The organism is Microcoleus sp. BROC3 (assembly GCF_036702515.1).
Lineage (GTDB): Bacteria > Cyanobacteriota > Cyanobacteriia > Cyanobacteriales > Microcoleaceae > Microcoleus.
This window is the reverse complement of sequence record NZ_JAUBTQ010000023.1, coordinates 76419-96126: the sequence shown is the minus strand read 5'-3', so window position 1 is coordinate 96126 and position 19708 is coordinate 76419. Positions and strand designations below refer to the sequence as shown.

The window sequence follows — 19708 nt, the reverse complement described above, 5'->3', positions numbered from 1 at the left end:
GAAAAAGGAGTTTGGGCAAACTTATTATTGTATTCTTAAAAAAAGCTCTACAGTGCGATCGCAACTTTACAGTTATATTACTTAACGTTAATAATTTAACCGCTTGATTACCAAAACTTTACCTTTTAATAACCTTTTAAGAGTAGTATAACAAGCATCTCCCTATAGATTGGGTGTTACCTGGTCAATTAACAGCGGGCAATGTTTTATGAAATTAACACCAACCCCTAAAAATGACCAGCCTTCTGACGCCTGGACGCAGGCAGACAGCGCGGTTCCGGCAACTGCTCTACGGCTGTATTCCTTGCACGAGCAAGTAGCAAAGGTCGAGCGCGTGTCTGTGGGATGGACTGGCGAAGGATTCTAAGCGATCGAACTTTCTGACGATCGTACAAGCGATCGCAGCGCGAGAGTGCCTCAGCTACTGAACAAGGCACCTCCCGCTAGCCACATACAAACATAACTCCCACGGATATTTATGTCTTCTGCTGAATTAAGCGAAAGTCCTTCAAGGTTGGCTGTTGGACAAGCTGGCCGAATTTTGTTATTGGAAGGTGAAGACCTGTTGCGGGAAATGCTAGCTTTAGCCCTTCAAGAACAGGGCTACGAGGTGGTGGTTACTAGCGACGGGCGCAACGCTCTGCCTTCTGTGCAGGCTTCTTCGTCATACCACAGTGAATTTGCCTTTAACCTGTTAATTATGGATTCCATTAACGGTTTGGATCTGTGTCGAATGTTACGGCATCAAGGAAATCCCGTACCTATTTTGATTATCGGTGCTAGAGGAAGTGCCAACAATTGCGCTTTTTACCTAGAAGCCGGATCGGATGATTATCTGACTAAGCCTTTTGGAATGCGGGAGTTTATCGCTCGCTGTCGGGCCCTGATGCGACGCCAGCGCCTCGGTCAGTTGCGGCAGCCGATGATGCTGCAATATAAGAGCATAACTTTGTATCCTGAAGAGTGTCGCGTGTTGGTTCGCGGTCTGGAAGTGAAATTTTCTCCTAAACAGTTTCGCTTACTAGAACTATTTATGAGTTATCCCCGGCGAGTTTGGTCTCGCGATCAGTTGTTGGAAAAAATTTGGGGTCAAGATTTTATCGGAGACAGCAAAACAGTTGACGTTCACATCCGCTGGCTGCGCGAAAAGTTGGAAATAGATCCGGCCCAACCGGAATATATCATTACGGTACGCGGGTTCGGCTATCGATTTGGTTAAATTTTTAAATCAGTTGTAGGGTAGCAAGTTGCAGTCAAATAAACGTAGGGGCACAACATTGTTGTGTCCTTATTGGTCTATGTAGGGTTCGCAATACAATAGTTTGGAGGTGCAACCAGTAGAGCTATTCCAGCGACCGTTGCCGTTCTCTTTTACCCTGACCCATCGGCATAAACTCACATCTTGCACCATTCTCAAGAACAGGCAAGATGCCTGTGAAGCGAGAAAATTCATTCTTTGTGGAACAGGCATCTTGCCTGTTCATAAAAAGCTTATTGAGAATGGTGCAACATCTCAGCATAATATCGTTTCCGGTTGCATCGGAATAATAAAATAGAGTCAACAGTTAACACTCAACCATTCAGTTTTCGATCCGCCAGTCAACAGTCAACAGTCAACAGTCAACAGTCAACAATAATTCCGGTGCAACCGGAATTGATATAAATCAAAACTCTCCTGTCCACTGCCAACAATGCAGTTTCGAGCAATCTCCTGCAACCGCAACAGCCGCCACCATATCTGAACTCGGAATTAATTCCATTAAAGACCATCTCGATGCTTCTTCGGGGTTGTCTTCAACATTTAACAGCGCGGCAGGTTCTCCTGGTGCGAGGCTGACATCAAACTGATTCAGGGGAATAGAAAGTCCTTTACCAACTGCTTTAATGTAGGCTTCTTTGCGAGTCCAGCAGGTAAAAAACGCGCGGGATTGAAGATGTTCTGGAAGCGAAAGCAACACAGAATTTTCTAAGGGGGAAAAAAACTTTTCCGCAATTTCCAGGCAAGGAAAGTTGGGATTTATGCTTTCAATATCGATACCAATATCTCGATTTTTGGTAATCGCAATTAGAGCCATGTTCCCGGAGTGAGACAAATTGAAATGCAGGGTATTTCCCCCTTGGGCGGCGATGAGAGAGGGTTTGCCGTAGGGATTGTACTCAAAACGCAAAATGTGAGAATTTATGTTAAGATAGCGACTCAGAATCGCTCTGAGTGCGCCACGACTCACAATAAATTGCGATCGACCTTTGGGAAAGTGAAAACCCTCGGCTTTTGTCCGCTCGTCCGTAGAGAGAGTCTGTTGTAAACTCTGCAAGCAAGACGGCGTTTGAGCCAGAGACACGCGCCAAACATGAATTTCGCCCTGATCCAATGTCAAGTCTAGCGGTGGAGAATTCCACGAAAAAACGACAGCAATCATATATTTACCCGGCTTTATCCAAAGCTTCCACTTACCAAATTACCGATCTTCTTCTTTCTCTTATTTCTCTTCCTTCGCGCCCTTCGCGGTTCCTTAAAAGCTCCCAATCCCAAGGGTCAATAAATCCAGCTTTGCACAACTTTTCCTGCTAATTGCTGTCCCAACCAAGGCGTATTTGCCGATCGCGACTTCAGACTTGACCCGTCAACAGTCCAACTCATTTGCGGGTCGAACAAAATCAGCTCAGCAGAGGCTCCCGGTGCAACCGTGGCGGGGGTTTGTCCGAGACAAACGGCCGGCCGGGTACTCAAAACTCGCCACAGTTCCAAAGCCGAAAAATCGCCAGTTTCTACCAGTCCGTGCCATAGTAAAGGCAAAGCTAATTCCAAGCCTATCGCCCCGGGCGGACTATCAGCAAAAGCCACAGTTTTCTCCTCATAAGTATGCGGATTGTGGTCGATCGCGATCGCATCAATTACCCCATCTTTCACAGCTTGAATCAACGCTAATTGGTCGCTGAGATTCCCCAACGGCGGTTCTAGGCGTAAATTCGGATCGTAGGCGAACAAAGCAGTCAGAGCATTTCTCCCGCCGGAATCTTTAGAGTTGCCTGAAATTGCCCCGACATTCAACAGCAAGTGCATCCAAGTCACACTTGCAGTCACCGGCAAACCCCGCGCCTTGGCATCCCGAATCAATTCCACGCTGCGCGCCGTAGAAACGCGCATAATGTGCACCGGAGTGCCCGCAGATGCCACCAACTCCAGAATTACCGCCAAAGCCGAAGTTTCCGCACTCGCCGGAATTCCTGGTAAACCCAAGCGCACCGACACCGCACCCTCCCTCACCGCGCCATTTCCTGCCAAAGTTCGATCGCACGGCCACAAAGCCACAGACTTGCCCAAAGGTTGGATATACTCAAGCAAACGCCTCACCAGAGCCGGATTAGACAGCGGCAAACCGTCCGCAAAACCCACCACTGCACAGGAGGCCAGCTCGCCCAACTCGGCCATCTGCTGCCCTTTAACGCCCGCTGTCAGCGCGCCCCAAAAATACAAGCGGGGCAGCCCGGGCGACAAATTGCGGATATGTTGCTGCAACAAAGCTAAACCGGCCAAATTGTCAACAGGTGGCGAGGTATCCGGCAAAATCGCCACTCGCGTAAAACCGCCAGCCGCCGCAGCCTGCATCAAAGATTCCAGGGTTTCCCGATCCTCAAAACCCGGTTCTCCGCTGTGACTGTAGATATCAGTTAACCCCGGCCCTAAAATCAGTCCCCGGCAATCCCGCACTTCCGTGTCTGAGGGAAACTCAGCAATTTTTTCCTCAACTGCTTTGATATCACCTTCAGCAATCAGAATATCAGCGATGCGATCGCTCCCTGAAACTGGATCTAGCACTCGTACATTTTGTAGCAGTTCGCGGCTCATAACTTAAGATTCAAATATATAGAAGAAGGAAGTTCGGCAACGGATTCTGTAACGGATGTAACGGATGGATGGAAGATGGAACCGCGAAGACGCGAAGGACACGAAGGAAGAAGGAAGAAGGCAGAAGGAAGAAGGAATAAAAGCAAGGGTTTTAGTAATTAAGAACGTCCTAACCATCTTGGCAGTTGCTATAAAAATTCAAACATTTTTCAGGCGGGTACTCGTAGCGGTGGGCAGTGGTGTTAACTTAGGCCTAAAAGCTTTGATAAATTTCGCTTTGACACGAGTCTCGATCCCCCTAAATCCCCCTTAAAAAGGGGGACTTTGAGAAGGCTTCTTTTCCCCCTTAAGAAGGGGGGCTAGGGGGGATCGAAGGCGTAATCGTCAAACAGCAGACCGGTAATACGTCTACGGGTTCGCGCTCAGCAATTTACCGATTACAGTGCTCCGGCGGCTGTTTGGTCAAAAACGCCGCCGCTCAAATGAGTTGTGACATTCATTGCCTGCAATACAGGCAAACCATCGGGGCCGTGGGGATAATCAATCACGCTAACGGCTCCGTTTCCTTGTTTGAATTTCCAGAAATGTTCGGGTTCCAAACCGAATAGATGGCAGAGAATCGCTTTGTTAATGGCGTCGTGAGCAACGACAATCCCAGTACCAGAAACTGATTGTACGATTTCTCGCCAAGATGCGATCGCCCGAGTCCAAACTTGCTGCAAATTCTCTCCTTCGGGCATTTGGACTGTTTCAGGAGATGTTTTCCATTCTGCTAGCAAACCCGGATAGGATTGTTCGATTTCTGATTCAAACTTTCCTTCCCAAAGTCCGTGGCTGATTTCTCTCAACTCGTCGCGCAGTTCCAGTTGCAAACCGCCGTGATATTTGAGAATAATTTCCGCAGTTTCTTTCGGGCGCAGCATCGAACTGCTAATAGCAAAATCTAATTTTACATCCTTGAGAAATTCTGCCGCCCGCCGGGATTGTTCGCGGCCGTTATCGTTGAGAGGCACGTCAATCTGCCCTTGAAATTTACCTGCTTTATTCCAGTCGGTTTCGCCGTGACGCACCAGCAACAATCGCGGACCTTGGTGTCCATCCCTCGGTTTGGGAAAAATTTCCCCGGTATGGGAAGTTAAATTCAGGGATTCTAATTGAACTGGAACTTTCTTTTTTGGCTCTCCTGGCTCGTCGGTGGTAACAGGGGAATATCCAAAATTAAGGACGCTAATGCCGCAATTTGACTGCTGAATAGATTGGTAGTAATTCGGGTTAATTTCTGACGCTGTAGCTATGAGAGCGCGGTTGATTCCGTTATGACCTACTACTAGAATTGTGCCGTCCCGGTGGCGCGATAAAAGTTCTTGCCAAAAATGACGGGCGTTAGCAAAAATTGCCAATACGGGGAAGTGTTCGATTTCGCCATCCACAGATGGCAGTTTCATGGAAAATTTGTCTGGCTGTCTTTGCCACTGCTGATATGCTTCGGGGAATTTGTCGATCGCATCTTGGCGCAGCATTCCTTCCCACAGAGGCAAATCGATTTCCATCAAATTATCAGTTGGTTGGAGTTGTGGCGGATTTGTCAAGCGCGACAGGATGATTTCCGCTGTTTCTTTGGCTCGTTGTAGAGGACTGGTATAGGCGGCATCAAAGGCGATACTGCTGAGTGTGTCGCCTACTTGCAGGGCGGCGCTGCGGCCTGCTTCTGTCAAAATTGATTTATCGAGGCGGCCTTGGATGCGGCGTTCTTGATTGTAAGTGCTTTTGCCGTGACGGACTAAGATAATGCGAGTCATTCGATTTTAGATTTTAGATTTTAGATTTTAGATTTAGCCTGTTACCGCGCTTCGGGTGCGCGGTGCACGCCTTACCCAGTCTTCGGGTGCGAGGCGAGTCAAAAAGATGAGCCAGTGAAATTTTACCAGTTGTCGGGATACTCTCGGCTGCAAACGCCTATGATTAGAGACGGAAAAGACTTAGCCACGGATTCGCGCGGGACGGAAAACGAGGAATGACACTGAAGCGGGTTATTTTAGGTATTTTAACGGCGATCGCGATCGCCCTGGTCGGTTTATCTTTACTTGCTAGTTGGAACCAGCCGCAAATTCAAAGCCGGCTGGAGCTCTACCAGACAAATTTGCTGCTTCACGCCTCGGAGTGGCAAGGAGAAAATAATCAGAGTGCTAATTTAAGTTCGGCGCGCAACAATATTGTCGGTGCAGATCCTTTAAATACGGCTTTGACGCAATATCAAGAAGCGCGAGACTCGACTCGCAAAACTCTCGAAACAACTCAAGCACAAGTTAAAGAAATTCAGTCTGCCATCGCCTCTAAGTCTGATGATAATACTCTGAGTTTGGCTCAAAATAAGGCGGCGTCAGAGTCAATCAAGCAACAGTCAGGGCTGCTAAATGAACTTGACTTGCGCTTAGGAATTTTGCAGGCAAGCAGCGGCAAAACTGAGGCGGCGCTTCAAACTTGGAAAAATTTAGTCGATCGCTACCAAACTAAAATTTATGACGATTCTTCGGTGGAAACTGCTCAAGTTTTAACAGGAATTTGGAGCAATCCGGCTCAACTGCTGCCGGATGCCGAGCCGCGCATTCAAAAGTCTTTGGATGGCTGGTTTCGCTATCGCGCTCTAGCTCAACTTTACAAGTTGCAAGAACGTTCTAAAGAGCTGGCGGCGCTGCAAGCAGCAGAGCAAGCAACGGCTGAGCAAGCTATAGAAAAGTTGGCAATTGTGGTTGGGGTTCCGGCGATCGCACTTTGTATTGGCACGGTTTTGCTGGTTGGTTTGACTGTGCAGTGGCTGTTGCAGCGGAAGCAGTTAGAGAAAGCAGATTCGGGGCCGCTGTTGGCGCGCAATGCGAGCTTGAGTTGGGATGTGCCTTGGGACGGCGAGATTGTTTGGCAGGTACTTGTGGTCGGCTTTTTCTTTGTCGGCCAAATCTTGATTCCCTATTTGTTACTGCCAGTTTCTCTGGCTGTTTTAAAACTCAATCCAGCTACTTTTAACCCGCGCGACAAGGCTTTTTATATCTTTGCTACTTATTTGTTGCTGTCGGGTGGGGGGCTTTCGGTACTGTATTTTTCGGTCAAATCTTTTTTGCCTTTGCCGGAAGGTTGGTTTCGGATTAATTGGCGGGGAAGTTGGTTTTTGTGGGGTTTTGGCGGCTATTTTGTTGCTTTGCCTTTGGTAGTTTTGGTGTCGCTGATTAATCAGCAATTGTGGCAGGGACAAGGTGGCAGTAATCCTATTTTGCCGATCGTTCTCGAAGGTAGGGACAACGTGGCTTTGGTGGTGTTTTTCGGCACTGCTGCGATCGCGGCTCCGGTTTTTGAGGAAATCGTGTTTCGGGGCTTTCTGCTGCCTTCTCTGACTCGCTATTTGCCTGTTTGGGGGGCGATCGCAGCTTCTGCTTTCTTGTTTGCGGTGGCCCACTTGAGTGTCTCGGAGATTCTGCCTTTGGCGACTTTGGGTGCGGTTTTGGGGTTTGTGTACACGCGATCGCGCAATCTACTTGCTCCTATGCTTCTCCACAGTCTTTGGAACAGCGGTACTCTCCTGAGTCTGTTTCTTTTGGGCGGCGGCGCAAGTTAATTCGGACGGTTGTTAATAATTGTGAATTAACCGAGTTTTTTTGACAGTTTTCGTGCGGGCGATCGACTCTTGCCAAAAACAGCAGTAGGGTGCTCGGTGCGCCCCTGATATGTAGTCCGGTAAAATAACCGGAATTTCATTAGGGGCGGCTTCACCCTAATCTGTAATATCAGCCACAGCTCTAGCTCGACGGGCCCCGGTTCCTTACTTGAGCGGAAAAACAGGGTTTAACATGGAAGTAATATCTTGTCGGCTGATGATTGAGAGACTCACCCGGGCGATCGCACCAAACGGAAGTTGACAATCCGGCTAATTTATAGCTAAATTTTAATTTAGGATGAGGCTTAAACCCATGAGCAATTTGAACAGCCGCAACTTAGAGGGAACGCCGAGTTGGATGCGTTTCGCACCCTACGCAGCCTTGGGCATTTTAATATTTTCTCTCAATTCAGGCAGCGAACTAAATTATTTCTTGAGAGGCTACTTGGTCATTCTACAAGCTCAAGCCGGTATAGTTCTACTGTATTTTGCGATGTCTAAGTTTCGCAAAAACCCAAACAAATGAGTAAAAATTAGTAAAATTACTTACCTCGATTGTTCAAGGTCGTGCATTCAAAGTCAATGGCGGAAGTTAAAATAAAAAACTGGGGAAAGTAAAAATGGTAAAAGATAAAACCGTAGCAGTTCTGTTAGCTTTCTTTGTAGGAGGTTTCGGAATTCACAAATTTTATTTGGGCAATAACTTAGCAGGGGTATTATACTTGCTATTTTCTGGGACATTAATTCCGTTCGTGATCGCGTTTTTCGATTTTCTCGGGCTGCTGCTGATGTCGGAACAAGCTTTTCAGGTTCAGTACAATGGCGGCACGTTGCCATCTGGGTATGTCCTCCGAGCGGCAAAAGATGTAACCGGGGCGATCGGCGAATTGAAAAAACTTTACGATATGGGCGCAATTACCGCCGAAGAATATGAAGAAAAACGCCAAAAATTGCTGCGAGAATTGTAATTAAGAAGGAAGTTCGGCAACGGATTTTGTAACGGATGTAAAGGATAGAAGGAAGAAGGAAGTTCGGCAACGGATTAGCTTTCTTCGGATGTAACGGATGTAACGGATGTCAGTCCGATGTCCGTCGGAAGAAGGAAGAAGAAAGCCCACTATTAAAAAGTGGGAGTGAAATAAGTAAGTGTGAGATCACAGCTATTTAAGGATAAAATTAAAGTGTCTCAAGATTTATACTGGCTGCGTCAAACTCCAAACTGGGTGTGGTATTCTTTTATTCCCTACTTCGGCGGATTGGCGATCGCCTATGCAGGCCAAAAGTCAAATATTCGTAGTTGGATGGGATGGGGTGTTGGCATTACTTTAGCAGCACTAGCGGTATCTTCTTCAGCTAATTTGGGTACGATCGTGTGGATTGCTCAAATTGTCACTGCTTTTAGTTTGAAAAAGCGCTATCTGATCAAAACCGCACCCAGAGGTTTACTGGTTCCGGCGAGTGCGACGAATGCCGAAGAACTGGCAAACGTGCGCGGCAAAATAGATATTAACGAGTGTACCAAAGACGATATGGTCAGAATCTTGGGTTTGCCGATCGTCTACGCTAACGATATTGAATCTTTGCAAAACGAAGGCTACATTTTTACCTACGCCGAAGAGTTATCACAAATAGCCGGAGTTCCCGAAAGTCACGTCAGACGAATCGCCCCGATGATTTGCTTCAGCTACAATTATCAAAAAGAATCGCAGTTTACTTGGAAACGGTTAAATATTCTTTCGCCGGAAGAGTTAATCGCCAGCGGTTTAGATCGATATGTTGCGGAAAAAATAGTTAGAGAAAGGCAGAGAAAAGGCGCTTACAAATCAGTTGTCGAAGTCAAGCGACGGACGGGACTGCCTTTTGATTCCTACCGCCATATTTGTTAATTTGCAGTTGTTAGCACGAATAGCTTATGACAACAAAATTAGAAGTTGACGGACAAAAATTGTATGAGACAGATTACCTGAGATGGATGGAAACGACGGTGGAAAAGTTGCGGGTTCGCGACTATTCAAACATCTACTGGGAAAATCTGATTGCAGAAATAGAATAGGACTAATCTCAAATCCGGTAGCATCGGAATTAATATTACCCACAGCCAGGAAACGGCAGTGCCCTTGGACTACAATTAATCCGGGCAGTCCAAGGGCACTGCCGTTTCCTCTGTATCATAAGGAGTTCCACCGGGAACGATATCAGGCAAGCGTGTCACACTCCAATCGAATTGTAGGGTGCGTCAGACGAAGTTAAGAAATGATGATCGAGGGTTTCCGGTTCCGGGGCACCTTACTAATTGTGCCAGTTGCGTAAGTCCTGTAGAAGACATATTGAGTTTCTGCCGCCGGTTTGGGCCAGATGAGATGATTCAAAGGCAGCAGGGCAAAAAACTCGATCGCCTCCTGGTAATTGACATTGAATGCAACTGCTGGCAAAAATCTCCCTCAGCAGGCGGGCCCCAGCGAAATTATTAAAACAAGTATCTCTACTCTTGACATTTACATCATAATGATATTAAGATGCCTTGGTAAAATCCGTATTGCCCCCCTAGCATCAACTCCAAGCCAGGGCAAGTTTTCAAGACGATGCCTTAAATATCAGTGGTATCCTATCAGAATTATTATTGAAACCCAGAACGACACAATCGTAGCAGTACCGCTAACATCAAACTTATGTCTGACTCTCCTCCATCCCAAATCTCTCCAGAAGCCGCACCGGAAAGTGCTGCTACCGAAAACCGCACTGCCAAAACTAGGCAACTGTTGGGCATGAAAGGGGCCGCTAGCGGGGAAAAATCCATCTGGAAAATTCGCCTGCAACTGATGAAACCGATTACCTGGATTCCCTTAATTTGGGGCGTGGTTTGCGGGGCGGCGTCTTCTGGAAACTATGTTTGGAACCTAGAGAATTTCTTAATCGCAGCAGCTTGTATGTTGATGTCAGGGCCGTTGCTGACCGGGTACACTCAAACTTTGAACGATTTTTACGATCGCGACATCGACGCCATTAACGAGCCCTACCGTCCGATTCCCTCCGGGATGATCTCGATTCCCCAAGTAGTAACGCAAATTTTGGTATTATTAGCCGCAGGCTTTGCGGTGGCTTATGCTCTAGACTTGTGGGCGGGTCATGAATTCCCCACAATGACTGTTTTGACTCTCGTCGGCGTGTTTTTAGCTTACATCTACTCGGCGCCACCGCTGAAACTCAAGCAGAATGGCTGGTTGGGAAATTATGCTCTGGGTGCTAGTTACATTGCCCTGCCTTGGTGGGCTGGTCAAGCTTTGTTTGGTACACTAGATCCGACCATTATGATTTTGACCCTGTTTTACAGTTTGGCAGGGCTGGGAATTGCGATCGTCAACGATTTCAAAAGTGTTGAAGGCGATCGGCAATTAGGGTTAAAATCTTTGCCAGTGATGTTTGGCATCGGCACCGCAGCTTGGATTTGCGTGTTGACGATCGACATATTTCAAGCGGGGATTGCAGGCTACCTGATCAGTATCCACCAAAACCTTTATGCGGTAATTCTCCTGCTGCTGATAATTCCCCAAATCACTTTTCAGGATATGTACTTTTTGCGCAATCCCCTGGAAAATGATGTTAAATATCAGGCAAGTGCTCAGCCTTTCCTCGTTTTGGGTATGCTGGTAGCAGCCTTGGCACTCGGTCATGCGAGTTAAGCAGAGTTGTAAGCTTTGAGTTGTGAGGTTTGAGTTAAAGAGTTTTTAATTCAAAAAATCTAATTCAATTCAAAAAAAAATACCAAACTCCGCAGGGTTAAGAAAAGTTTTGAATTGTGAGCGGTGAATTAAAGGATTTTTAATTCAAAAAATCTAATTCAAGGCAGCGTGTTAGTGAAGAAAAAATGTCGAATTAAAAATTAAAAATTGAAGAAAGCTGGCTTTTTAAATTTTTAATTTTTAATCGGACTTGATGAGGTTTGAAGGTCTGAACGTGGCAGAATTTTTCTCAAATATTAAAGATAAATTGAGCAAAGTCACTAACGCAATAAGCGGTAATTCCGATCGAGAACCGCCGAAGGCTGCGAAGGGCAATAAGCTCCACTCGCCGGAATCGGAGGCGGAATTTTATACACGGACAAGGGATGAGCGATCCGAGTATGTGGTATCAGAAGATGCTGCACCTCTAGAAGAGTCAGAATATTTAGACTCAGAATATTTAGAGTCAGAATATTTAGACTCAGAATACGCTCGATATCCAATAGTCAAGCGCGAGTGGGAAGGGTTGAAGCGCTTAATTGCTTGGTTGGAAATTGAACCTCAAGTTACCAGCTTGCAAACCAAGGGAAAAGAATTGTTGCGGCCGGGATTAAGTCTGCTGGGAACTAAATCACCCAAAAAATCGGATAGTAGCGAATTGCCGGAAAATAGCGCACCGCAGAACACCGAATTGCAGAGACATACGGAACAACAGGAAAATAGCGCACCGCAGGACAGTACCGCACCGCAAGAAAATACTAAAAAACGGATCTCCCGTTCCCCTAAATTTTGGATACGTTTAGGTGTGGTCAGTATAGGCGGGGGCGCTTTAATCTACTGTTTATGGATTTTGTACACCTTAGACAAAGGTTTGCCGGATGTTAACGATTTGTCAGCGTTTAACCGCGACGGAACGCTGACAATTAAGGCAGCAGATAATACGATTTTGTTGCAGTCGGGGCCTGCAACTAGAGATAAACTGAAACTTAAAGAAATTCCCGAACAGTTGGTTAAAGCTTTTATTGCCATAGAAGACCGCCGTTTTTACAAACATCGCGGGGTGGATTATCAAGGTATTGTGCGCTCCATAGTTTCTAATCTGATAGAAAGAGATTTAGTGCAGGGTGGCAGTACAATTACGCAACAATTGGCTCGCGTTGTTTTTCTCAATCAGGAAAGAAGTATTAAGCGGAAAGTCCGGGAAGCTCTTTTAGCTCAGAAAATAGAGCGAGAGTTGAGTAAAGACCAAGTTTTAGAACGGTATTTAAATCTAGTTTATTTGGGTTCGGATGCTTACGGTGTGGCAGATGCGGCTTGGGTTTTCTTTAGCAAAACAGTCGATAAATTAACATTGGCAGAAATGGCAACTTTGGCGGGTTTGCCGCCGGCACCGAGCGAATATTCGCCTTTGGTTAATCCGAATATTGCTAAGCAACGCCGCAATCTTGTGCTGCAACAAATGCAGGAAGCGAAGGTAATTACAGAGGCTCAGGCGAAGGAGGCGATGGCGGAACCTATTGCAGTTAAACCAAGTGCGCCGAAGCGATTTAAAGTAGTCGCGCCTTATTTTGCTAGTTACATTCGGAAGGAATTGCCGCGCTATGTTTCTAAGGATGCTATGGAAGCTGGCGGTTTGACTGTTGAGACGACAGTGAATTTGAAGTGGCAGAAAATAGCGGAAGAGGTTGTTAAAAATGCGATCGAAGTTGATGGCCGCCGTCAGGGTTTTGAACAGGCGGCTTTAGTTTCTATGGACACTAAAACTGGGGAAGTTAAGGCCCTGGTGGGCGGCGGGAATTTTAAGGAAAGTCAGTTTAATCGTGCTACGCAGGCTTTGCGGCAGCCCGGATCGACGTTTAAAGGGTTGGTTTATGCCACAGCGATGGCGGCTGGTTTTTCTCCCTATGACGGTTACGAAGACGAACCAATTATTATCGACGGCTATCAACCGAATAATTATGGCAAAAAATTTAGCGGTTGGCGATCGATCTCTGATGCTTTGACGCGTTCGGTGAATGTCGTAGCTGTGAAGGTGTTGATGGATGTCGGGTTTGAACCCACGATAAAATTAGCCCGCGATATGGGAATTAAGTCTAAATTGAGTCCGATTTATTCCCTGGCTTTGGGTTCTTCGGAGGTAAATTTGCTGGAGTTAACCAATGCTTACGGTACACTAGCATCGCAAGGTAATTTTATTGAGGCCCACGGAATTAAGCGGGTGATTAATCAGCGGGGAGATGTGATTTATCAGGCTAATTTTAAACCGAAGCGGGTTTTGGATAAGGATAGTGCTGCGATTACTACTTGGATGTTGGAGGGCGTTGTGCAAGACGGTACGGGGGGGCCTGCTGCTTTAAACGATCGCGCTGTAGCGGGCAAAACTGGTACTTCGGAAAACGTGCGGGATTTGTGGTTTATTGGTTACATTCCGCAGGTGGTGACTGGCATTTGGCTGGGGAATGATGACAATTATCCCACCTGGGGAACTAGCGGTACGGCGGCCTACAATTGGCGCGATTTTATGAGTCAAGCTGTTAAGGGAATGCCGGTTGAGAAGTTTCCAAAGTTGCCGGAGTTGGAGGGCCGAAAAGGCAGTATTAAGGCAAAACCGGTGGAGCCTAAGAGGATTATTCGGGGGATGATTGTGAATGAGGATGGTGCGATCGTACCTTACAATCCTCATCCTGAACCGAAGTATTACCCACCGCAAGAGCCTGCTTATCAAGAACCTGCTTACGAAGAGCCGGCCTATCAAGAGCCTGCTTATCAAGAGCCTGCTTATCAAGAACCTGCTTATCAAGAACCTGCTTATCAAGAACCGGGATATTAAACTATCGGTTTGGAGTAAGGACTTTACTCCTTTTTCAATTGCTTTAGCCTTACCATAAAAAAACCGTCCATGTGATGTCTGTGCGGCCACACTTTCACCCATCCTTCCGGTGAAGGCTGTACGGGTAAATCAATTGTTGGCGGTTCTATTTGCCAGTGAGGATTGCTGTCTAAAAACGATCGAATAACTTGTTCATTTTCCAAGGGATGAATTGTACAAGTTGCATAAACTAATACGCCGCCGGACTTGACAAATGTCGCTGCATTTGCTAGCAATTCCGATTGCAATTGGGATTGTGTTTGAATGTTTTCGGGCGTGTGTCGCCAGCGGGCGTCGGCGCGGCGGTGGAGGGTTCCGAGGCCGGAACAAGGTGCGTCAAGTAAAACTCTGTCTGCGAGGTTAACAAACTCTGGGAAATGGCGGCTGTCTCCGGTATGAATTTTAATGGATTTCATCTGGAGTCGATCGGCATTTTCTTTAAGTTTTTTGAGTCTGCTGGCGGTTTTGTCGCAGGCATAAATTGTGCCTTCATCCTGCATTAATTCGGCGCTGTGGGTGGTTTTTCCCCCCGGCGCGGCGCAGGCGTCGATGATAGTTTCCCCTGGCTGGGGCCCTAGTAAATGGGTGACTAATTGAGCGCTGCTGTCTTGGATTGTCCACCAACCTTCGCTGTATCCGGGGAGGTTTTGAATTGCGCCGATGGTGCCATTTAGTCTTAATGCTTGGGGCAAGTTGGGGATTCTGCTAGTTGAAATGTTGTGAGTTTTGAAGGCAGCTTCGATTTGGGCGATCGAGCTTTTTAAGGGATTGATTCTCAGGTCAATTGTGGGGGATTGGTTGAACCATTCACAGAGTTGTTCCGTTTCGGTTTCCCCTATTTGTTCGATCCACAATTCTATTAGCCAGTCGGGGAAACTGTGGATAATTCCTAGGCGTTGGACTGGGTTTTCGGGTAATTTTAGGGAATTCAAACCCCCCCCAGCCCCCCCTTGGTAAGGGGGGGAGTTAGAGGTCGTTTTAGTCTCTGCTTCCTCAGGGCAATTAGGAAGACTCTTAGCCCCCCCTTGGTAAGGGGGGGTTGGGGGGGTTAAACGGGTATATTCTCGCAACAAACCGTTGACAAAACTGCTGAGTCCTGAAAATCCGTTTTCTTTTGCTAATTGAACGGTGGTATTGACGGCGGCGGAGGGGGGAATCTGGTTGAGATATTCGAGTTGATATAAGCCTAAATGTAGGATGGTGCGGAGTTCCGGCGGTTGTTGGGAGGATTTCTTTGTTGCTAGTTTGTCGATGATGAAGTCGATCGATCGCATTCTCCTGACGCTACCGTAAACTAATTCTGTGACTAAACGCCGATCGAGGTCGTTGAGTTGAGAATTGCTGAAAGCGCGATCGAGTGCGGCATCTGCGAATGCACCTCGGCGGTGGACTTCGCGGAGTGCGAGAAAGGCTATTTGGCGGGGATTTTGCATAATTAAGATATGGGGGTCTAGAAACCGGGTTTTTTACGATAAGACGCGTTACAGCCCGCAGATTTGGTGAAAAACCCATTTTCCGATCGCCCGTGATTCGAGGACTATTATAATCTCAAATGTCCTCTGGATTTATGCCCATTTCTCGGAGTTTTTCTGAAAGGCTATCGGCTTTTTGTTGCGTTTGTTCCATTTGTCTCGACAACTCCACATAAGACAGAAACTTCAGTCCGTCGGGACGATAAATTTCCAAGTCTCCCGATGCAGTTTCAAAACGGATCTCCAAACGCGGACTTACCCAACCCTCCATTGATTCAATATAGTTGAGTTTTCCGTCACTTCGCACCCAACCCATTAACTCATTATCCTTTAAATCATAGAAATAACATTCTTCAACTCCATAATTATCGTAAAACTTAAAAAGCTTAAATATTTCTCCCAGTCGGTTTTCCGGCGAGATGATTTCAAAGACAACTTGCGGCGCAATATTATCTTCAAGCCACTGTTGGTAGGAACCTCTGTCACCTTTGGGTCTGCCAAAGACTACCATAGTATCAGGTGCTTGGCGAGTTTTGTTATCTCCTTCGACGGGATACCACAGCAAATCACCTGCTACAAAGACATTTTCGTTGTCTTTGAATAAGGCATCTATTCCACCTTGAAGTTTTACTATTAATTGAAACTGTTTGGTATTGTCAGACATGGGTTTTCCGTCGCTGTCTGGGTAGATGATTTCTGGCAAAGTTTGAGAGGGAATTGTTGTTGTCATGGGGATGACTCCATTGCTAGCATCAATTTCTATTTTATACCTATTTTATAGGACTTACGCAGGGAGCCCAGAAACCTGTTTTTTTTACGAAATTACTTCGTTCGTACTCGAAGATTAGGTAAAAAACCCGGTTTCTTTGTCGGAGTGCGTAAGTCCTGTTTTACTTATTCTGGTTTGGTTGACACCAATGGTTCTAATAAATTGCGTTCTTCTATGGCAAGTTTTAGCAAAACTCGTCTGTCGCCCTTTGTTTCCTTATAGCAGACAGCCGCATCCAGCAGTCGGATGGGAATTTTGAATTGTTCGTCGTAGTTGCTGGTTAGTTCTTGCCACACTTCTAACCAACTGCGTGCGGCTTTGTGGCTTACCATTTCTGACATTAGCACGGGGATGTTTCGCACAATTCCCTGTCCTAATATTGAGAGATATTCGTGTTTTTCGTAAACTGCAATTAAGCTGGTGATGCGAGTTTTAGATATCGCTTTATCGGGCGTGTTTGCGAACAGGTTGTTGATAATTAACTTGGCATCATCTGCCTCAGCTTCATCGCCTGGTTCTAGGCGTTGGAATGCGTCGTCTAAGGCGGCGATGCCTTCATCCCAGCGATTCAATCCGAGAATAGCAATGGCACGGTTGAAGAAGACAGATGAATGTTGAGAACCCAGTTCGATCACTTTGTCGCAAGATATTAAAGCTTCTTCATAGCGGCCGAGATTATCCAGCGTCCAGCCTCGGCTAAACCAAGCCCACTCATAATTGCTGTCAAGTTCGAGCGCCCGATCGTAAGATACTAAGGCTTCTTCATAGCGTTTAAGGTTGTAGAGTACATTGCCTCGGTTAACCCAAGCCCACTGATCGTTGGCATTAAGTTTGAGCGCCCGATCGTAAGATACTAAGGCTTCTTCATAGCGTTTGAGGTTGTTGAGTACATAGCTTCGCCACCTCCAAGCAAACTTATTATTGGCATCAAGTTTGAGCGCCCGATCGTAAGATACTAAGGCTTCTTCATAGCGTTCGAGGTCATTGAGTAAAAGACCTCGAAGAAACCAAGCAAACTTATTATTGGCATCAAGTTTGAGCGCCCGATCGTAAGATACTAAGGCTTCTTCATAGCGTTCGAGGTTGTTGAGTACATCGCCTCGATTAGTCCAAGCCCACGGATCATTCTCGTCAAGTTCGATCGCCCAATCGTAAGATACTAAGGCTTCTTCATAGCGTTCGAGGTTGTTGAGTACATCACCTCGCATACGCCAAGCCCACTGATAATTGGCATCTAGTTCGAGCGCCCTATCGTAAGATTCTAAAGCTTCTTCATAGCGTTTAAGGTTGTCGAGTACATCGCCTCTGCTAGCCCAATCCCACGGATCATCCTCGTCAAGTTCGATCGCCCGATCAAAGGATTCTAAGGCTTCTTCATAGTGTTTAAGGTTGTTGAGTAGATAACCTCGCTTAGCCCAATGCCACGGATCATCCTCGTCAAGTTCGCTCGCCCGATCAAAGGATTCTAAGGCTTCATCATAGCGTTTAAGACTTTCGAGTACATCGCCTCGATTCGCCCAAGCCCTCGCATAATTGGAGTCACTTTCAATACCCTTATCTAAACATTCTAATGCTTCATCGTAGCGTTCCAGGCTATTTAAACAGCGTCCCTTTTCTACCCAATCCCTTGCCTCGCCGCGACTTGCTACCAATTTTTCCGCATATGCTAAAGCCGAAACATAGTCTTTCTGTTCAATACAATATTCAATTTCATCAAAATAAGCCTTCAGACGCGGGTCTTCCTCATTTCTCTCAATAGCCTCAAGCGCCCGCGTATAATATTCTCGTTCCATCACAGCATCAGGTGGAATCGGTTTCAAACCTTGCCGATACATAAAATGACTTTCTTTCTCCACCAAATCAACATCCGCCATCCTCAATCCCAATCGCTGCTGCAATTCTTTCCGCGTATACCAAACCCGAATAAAATCCACAATTAATCGAATCGGTTTATTTCGCTGCTTCTTTACCTCCAGACAAAAACGCATCAAGGGTTCCCGCAATTCATACCACGATTCCCGTCCTATATCCTCAGTTTTTACATAACCCTTATCTCGCAAATCTTTAAGTTGGCTAGATACAGTTCGCTGCTCAATAAAACAGCGTTTAGCAATTTCTTTGACTGGTGCGGCACCACCTCGACCGCACAAAAAATCAACAATCTTTCGCTGCTGATTTGAAAGATATTTCATCCGATCCTGATAGTAGGGCGTGAGGCTGTCCAGCATTTCCATGAACGGTTCTACCAATTTATCGAGGGATTCAGGAGTCATCAGAAAAGCCGAAAAAACAATGTAGACGCGAGGACTGCCACCAGAAAGGTAATGCACAACTTTAATGCGATCGCGCCCTGTTGGACTTTGAATAAAAGATGCTAAATCACTATTCCCTTCTAAGTTGGCAATATGATTTAATAAAGCTACAGCATCATCGAGCTTAAACTCATCTAATTCATGTAAATCAAAAAAATCATAAAAAGGATTATTAGAGAGCTTGACTCCATCAAACAAACTTTGTGATGTTGCCAAAATTGTCAAAAATGAATAATTTTGAATATACCCCCTCAACTGCTTCTGCCCGAAATCCCCCAAGCCGCTAAACACGTCCTCTAAATTTTCGACAATCAACAATAGCACCCGCTTGCCAACAAAGTTTCTCAGCAATTCTGCCGCCTTAAATTCAGCTTGCTCGGGCGACAAATCATAAAGCTTTTCAACATCATCATGTAACTCAGCTTTATATTCTGGCTCATATTCTTTAGCAAGTGCCCGGAATATTCCCCGCAATAAATCCAAAAAAGACGCAATCCCCCATTCCTCTTCCTGCAGCCACGCAATTAGCAATTTATCCCGCAAATCTTCCATCTTAACAACGCGATGATAAATCAGTGAAACCAAGTGCGTTTTGCCAATGCCGCGCGGTCCAATTAGTAGTTGAAAATGCTTGTTATCTGTTAGGGCGCTCACCCGAATTAGCTCTACTAAACGTTCTGCCAGTGCGTGACGCTGTACTAAGATAGCTTCCAGGGTTTCTGGTGACATCAAGCTAGGAGTAAATCGAGAGATAAATGTATTTTTCATAATATCTATTGGGTTTAACTGGTTCCCAGGCTGTGCCTAAGAACCGATATCTAGGGGCTCTGCCTCGTCGGTTGCGGAGGAAAACAGGAGGCAGAGCCTCCGGATCAGCTTCCCCAGGCAGAGCCGGGAAGGAGAAAATGCTTGTTAGACAAGGCTTTTAAAACTTATACGTCTAATTTACCATAGGTTTAAATAATATACGTCAATTTTATTGTACATTTTTTCAAGCAGTGTTAGACTGCTTAACAAGCAAACAAGCGCCCCTAGCTTTTACTAGAGACGCTTTCGATCGCTTGTTTTTTT

Annotated in this window: 16 protein-coding genes; 10 read left to right on the top strand and 6 right to left on the bottom strand. The window is 46.1% G+C overall.

Annotation, left to right across the window (positions count from 1 at the left end):
* Positions 1–208 precede the first annotated feature (208 nt).
* Both QUB30_RS16540 and QUB30_RS16535 read left to right on the top strand, forming a co-directional pair.
* Positions 209–367, top strand: a complete 159-nt coding sequence (locus tag QUB30_RS16540) for a hypothetical protein (RefSeq protein WP_333236863.1) — start codon at positions 209–211, stop codon at positions 365–367.
* Positions 368–478: 111 nt separating this feature from the next.
* A complete protein-coding gene (locus QUB30_RS16535) occupies positions 479–1219 on the top strand; it encodes a response regulator transcription factor (protein ID WP_333335116.1) in 741 nt (246 codons plus the stop codon).
* 445 nt (positions 1220–1664) lie between these two features.
* On the opposite strand, the gene QUB30_RS16530 is transcribed toward QUB30_RS16535, so the two are convergent.
* Together QUB30_RS16530 and QUB30_RS16525 are read right to left on the bottom strand one after the other, a co-directional pair.
* On the bottom strand, positions 1665–2420 hold the full coding sequence (locus QUB30_RS16530; RefSeq protein WP_333335114.1) for a 4'-phosphopantetheinyl transferase superfamily protein: 756 nt from the start codon (positions 2418–2420) through the stop codon (positions 1665–1667).
* Positions 2421–2536: 116 nt separating this feature from the next.
* Complete coding sequence (locus QUB30_RS16525; RefSeq protein ID WP_333335111.1) at positions 2537–3850, bottom strand: dihydroorotase; 1314 nt, start codon at positions 3848–3850, stop codon at positions 2537–2539.
* A gap of 64 nt (positions 3851–3914) precedes the next feature.
* Here QUB30_RS16525 and QUB30_RS16520 point away from each other — a divergent pair, with 64 nt between their 5' ends.
* Complete coding sequence (locus QUB30_RS16520) at positions 3915–4163, top strand: hypothetical protein (RefSeq protein ID WP_333335108.1); 249 nt, start codon at positions 3915–3917, stop codon at positions 4161–4163.
* Between the two features lie 124 nt (positions 4164–4287).
* Here the strand turns inward: QUB30_RS16520 and QUB30_RS16515 are convergent, their stop codons facing one another.
* Entirely contained in the window at positions 4288–5649 is a 1362-nt protein-coding gene (locus QUB30_RS16515) for a histidine phosphatase family protein (RefSeq protein ID WP_333335105.1), read from the bottom strand.
* A 215-nt stretch (positions 5650–5864) separates the two neighbouring features.
* Here QUB30_RS16515 and QUB30_RS16510 point away from each other — a divergent pair, with 215 nt between their 5' ends.
* From QUB30_RS16510 to QUB30_RS16480, 7 genes are all read left to right on the top strand, one after another.
* Positions 5865–7457 (top strand): CPBP family glutamic-type intramembrane protease, encoded by a 1593-nt coding sequence (locus QUB30_RS16510; protein WP_333335102.1) that lies wholly within the window; start codon positions 5865–5867, stop codon positions 7455–7457.
* 352 nt (positions 7458–7809) lie between these two features.
* On the top strand, positions 7810–8022 hold the full coding sequence (locus tag QUB30_RS16505) for a hypothetical protein (protein ID WP_333067199.1): 213 nt from the start codon (positions 7810–7812) through the stop codon (positions 8020–8022).
* Positions 8023–8116: 94 nt separating this feature from the next.
* On the top strand, positions 8117–8464 hold the full coding sequence (locus tag QUB30_RS16500) for an NINE protein (protein ID WP_333035309.1): 348 nt from the start codon (positions 8117–8119) through the stop codon (positions 8462–8464).
* A 180-nt stretch (positions 8465–8644) separates the two neighbouring features.
* The gene (locus tag QUB30_RS16495; protein ID WP_333335099.1) at positions 8645–9382 is read left to right on the top strand and encodes a helix-hairpin-helix domain-containing protein; all 738 of its coding nucleotides are present in this window, start codon (positions 8645–8647) and stop codon (positions 9380–9382) included.
* A gap of 26 nt (positions 9383–9408) precedes the next feature.
* Positions 9409–9549 (top strand): DUF29 family protein, encoded by a 141-nt coding sequence (locus QUB30_RS16490; protein WP_333335095.1) that lies wholly within the window; start codon positions 9409–9411, stop codon positions 9547–9549.
* A gap of 616 nt (positions 9550–10165) precedes the next feature.
* Positions 10166–11176, top strand: a complete 1011-nt coding sequence (gene chlG / locus QUB30_RS16485) for a chlorophyll synthase ChlG (RefSeq protein ID WP_333335091.1) — start codon at positions 10166–10168, stop codon at positions 11174–11176.
* A gap of 253 nt (positions 11177–11429) precedes the next feature.
* On the top strand, positions 11430–14045 hold the full coding sequence (locus tag QUB30_RS16480; protein ID WP_333335088.1) for a PBP1A family penicillin-binding protein: 2616 nt from the start codon (positions 11430–11432) through the stop codon (positions 14043–14045).
* A gap of 23 nt (positions 14046–14068) precedes the next feature.
* On the opposite strand, the gene QUB30_RS16475 is transcribed toward QUB30_RS16480, so the two are convergent.
* The 3 genes from QUB30_RS16475 to QUB30_RS16465 form a co-directional block, all read right to left on the bottom strand.
* Positions 14069–15517 carry a 16S rRNA (cytosine(967)-C(5))-methyltransferase gene (locus QUB30_RS16475; protein WP_333335086.1) on the bottom strand — a complete coding sequence of 483 codons (1449 nt, stop codon included), beginning with the start codon at positions 15515–15517 and terminating at the stop codon, positions 14069–14071.
* Positions 15518–15632: 115 nt separating this feature from the next.
* The gene (locus QUB30_RS16470; protein ID WP_333335083.1) at positions 15633–16286 is read right to left on the bottom strand and encodes a Uma2 family endonuclease; all 654 of its coding nucleotides are present in this window, start codon (positions 16284–16286) and stop codon (positions 15633–15635) included.
* 164 nt (positions 16287–16450) lie between these two features.
* Positions 16451–19405, bottom strand: coding sequence for a tetratricopeptide repeat protein (locus QUB30_RS16465; protein WP_333335081.1), 2955 nt, complete (start codon positions 19403–19405; stop codon positions 16451–16453).
* Positions 19406–19708: the final 303 nt, after the last annotated feature.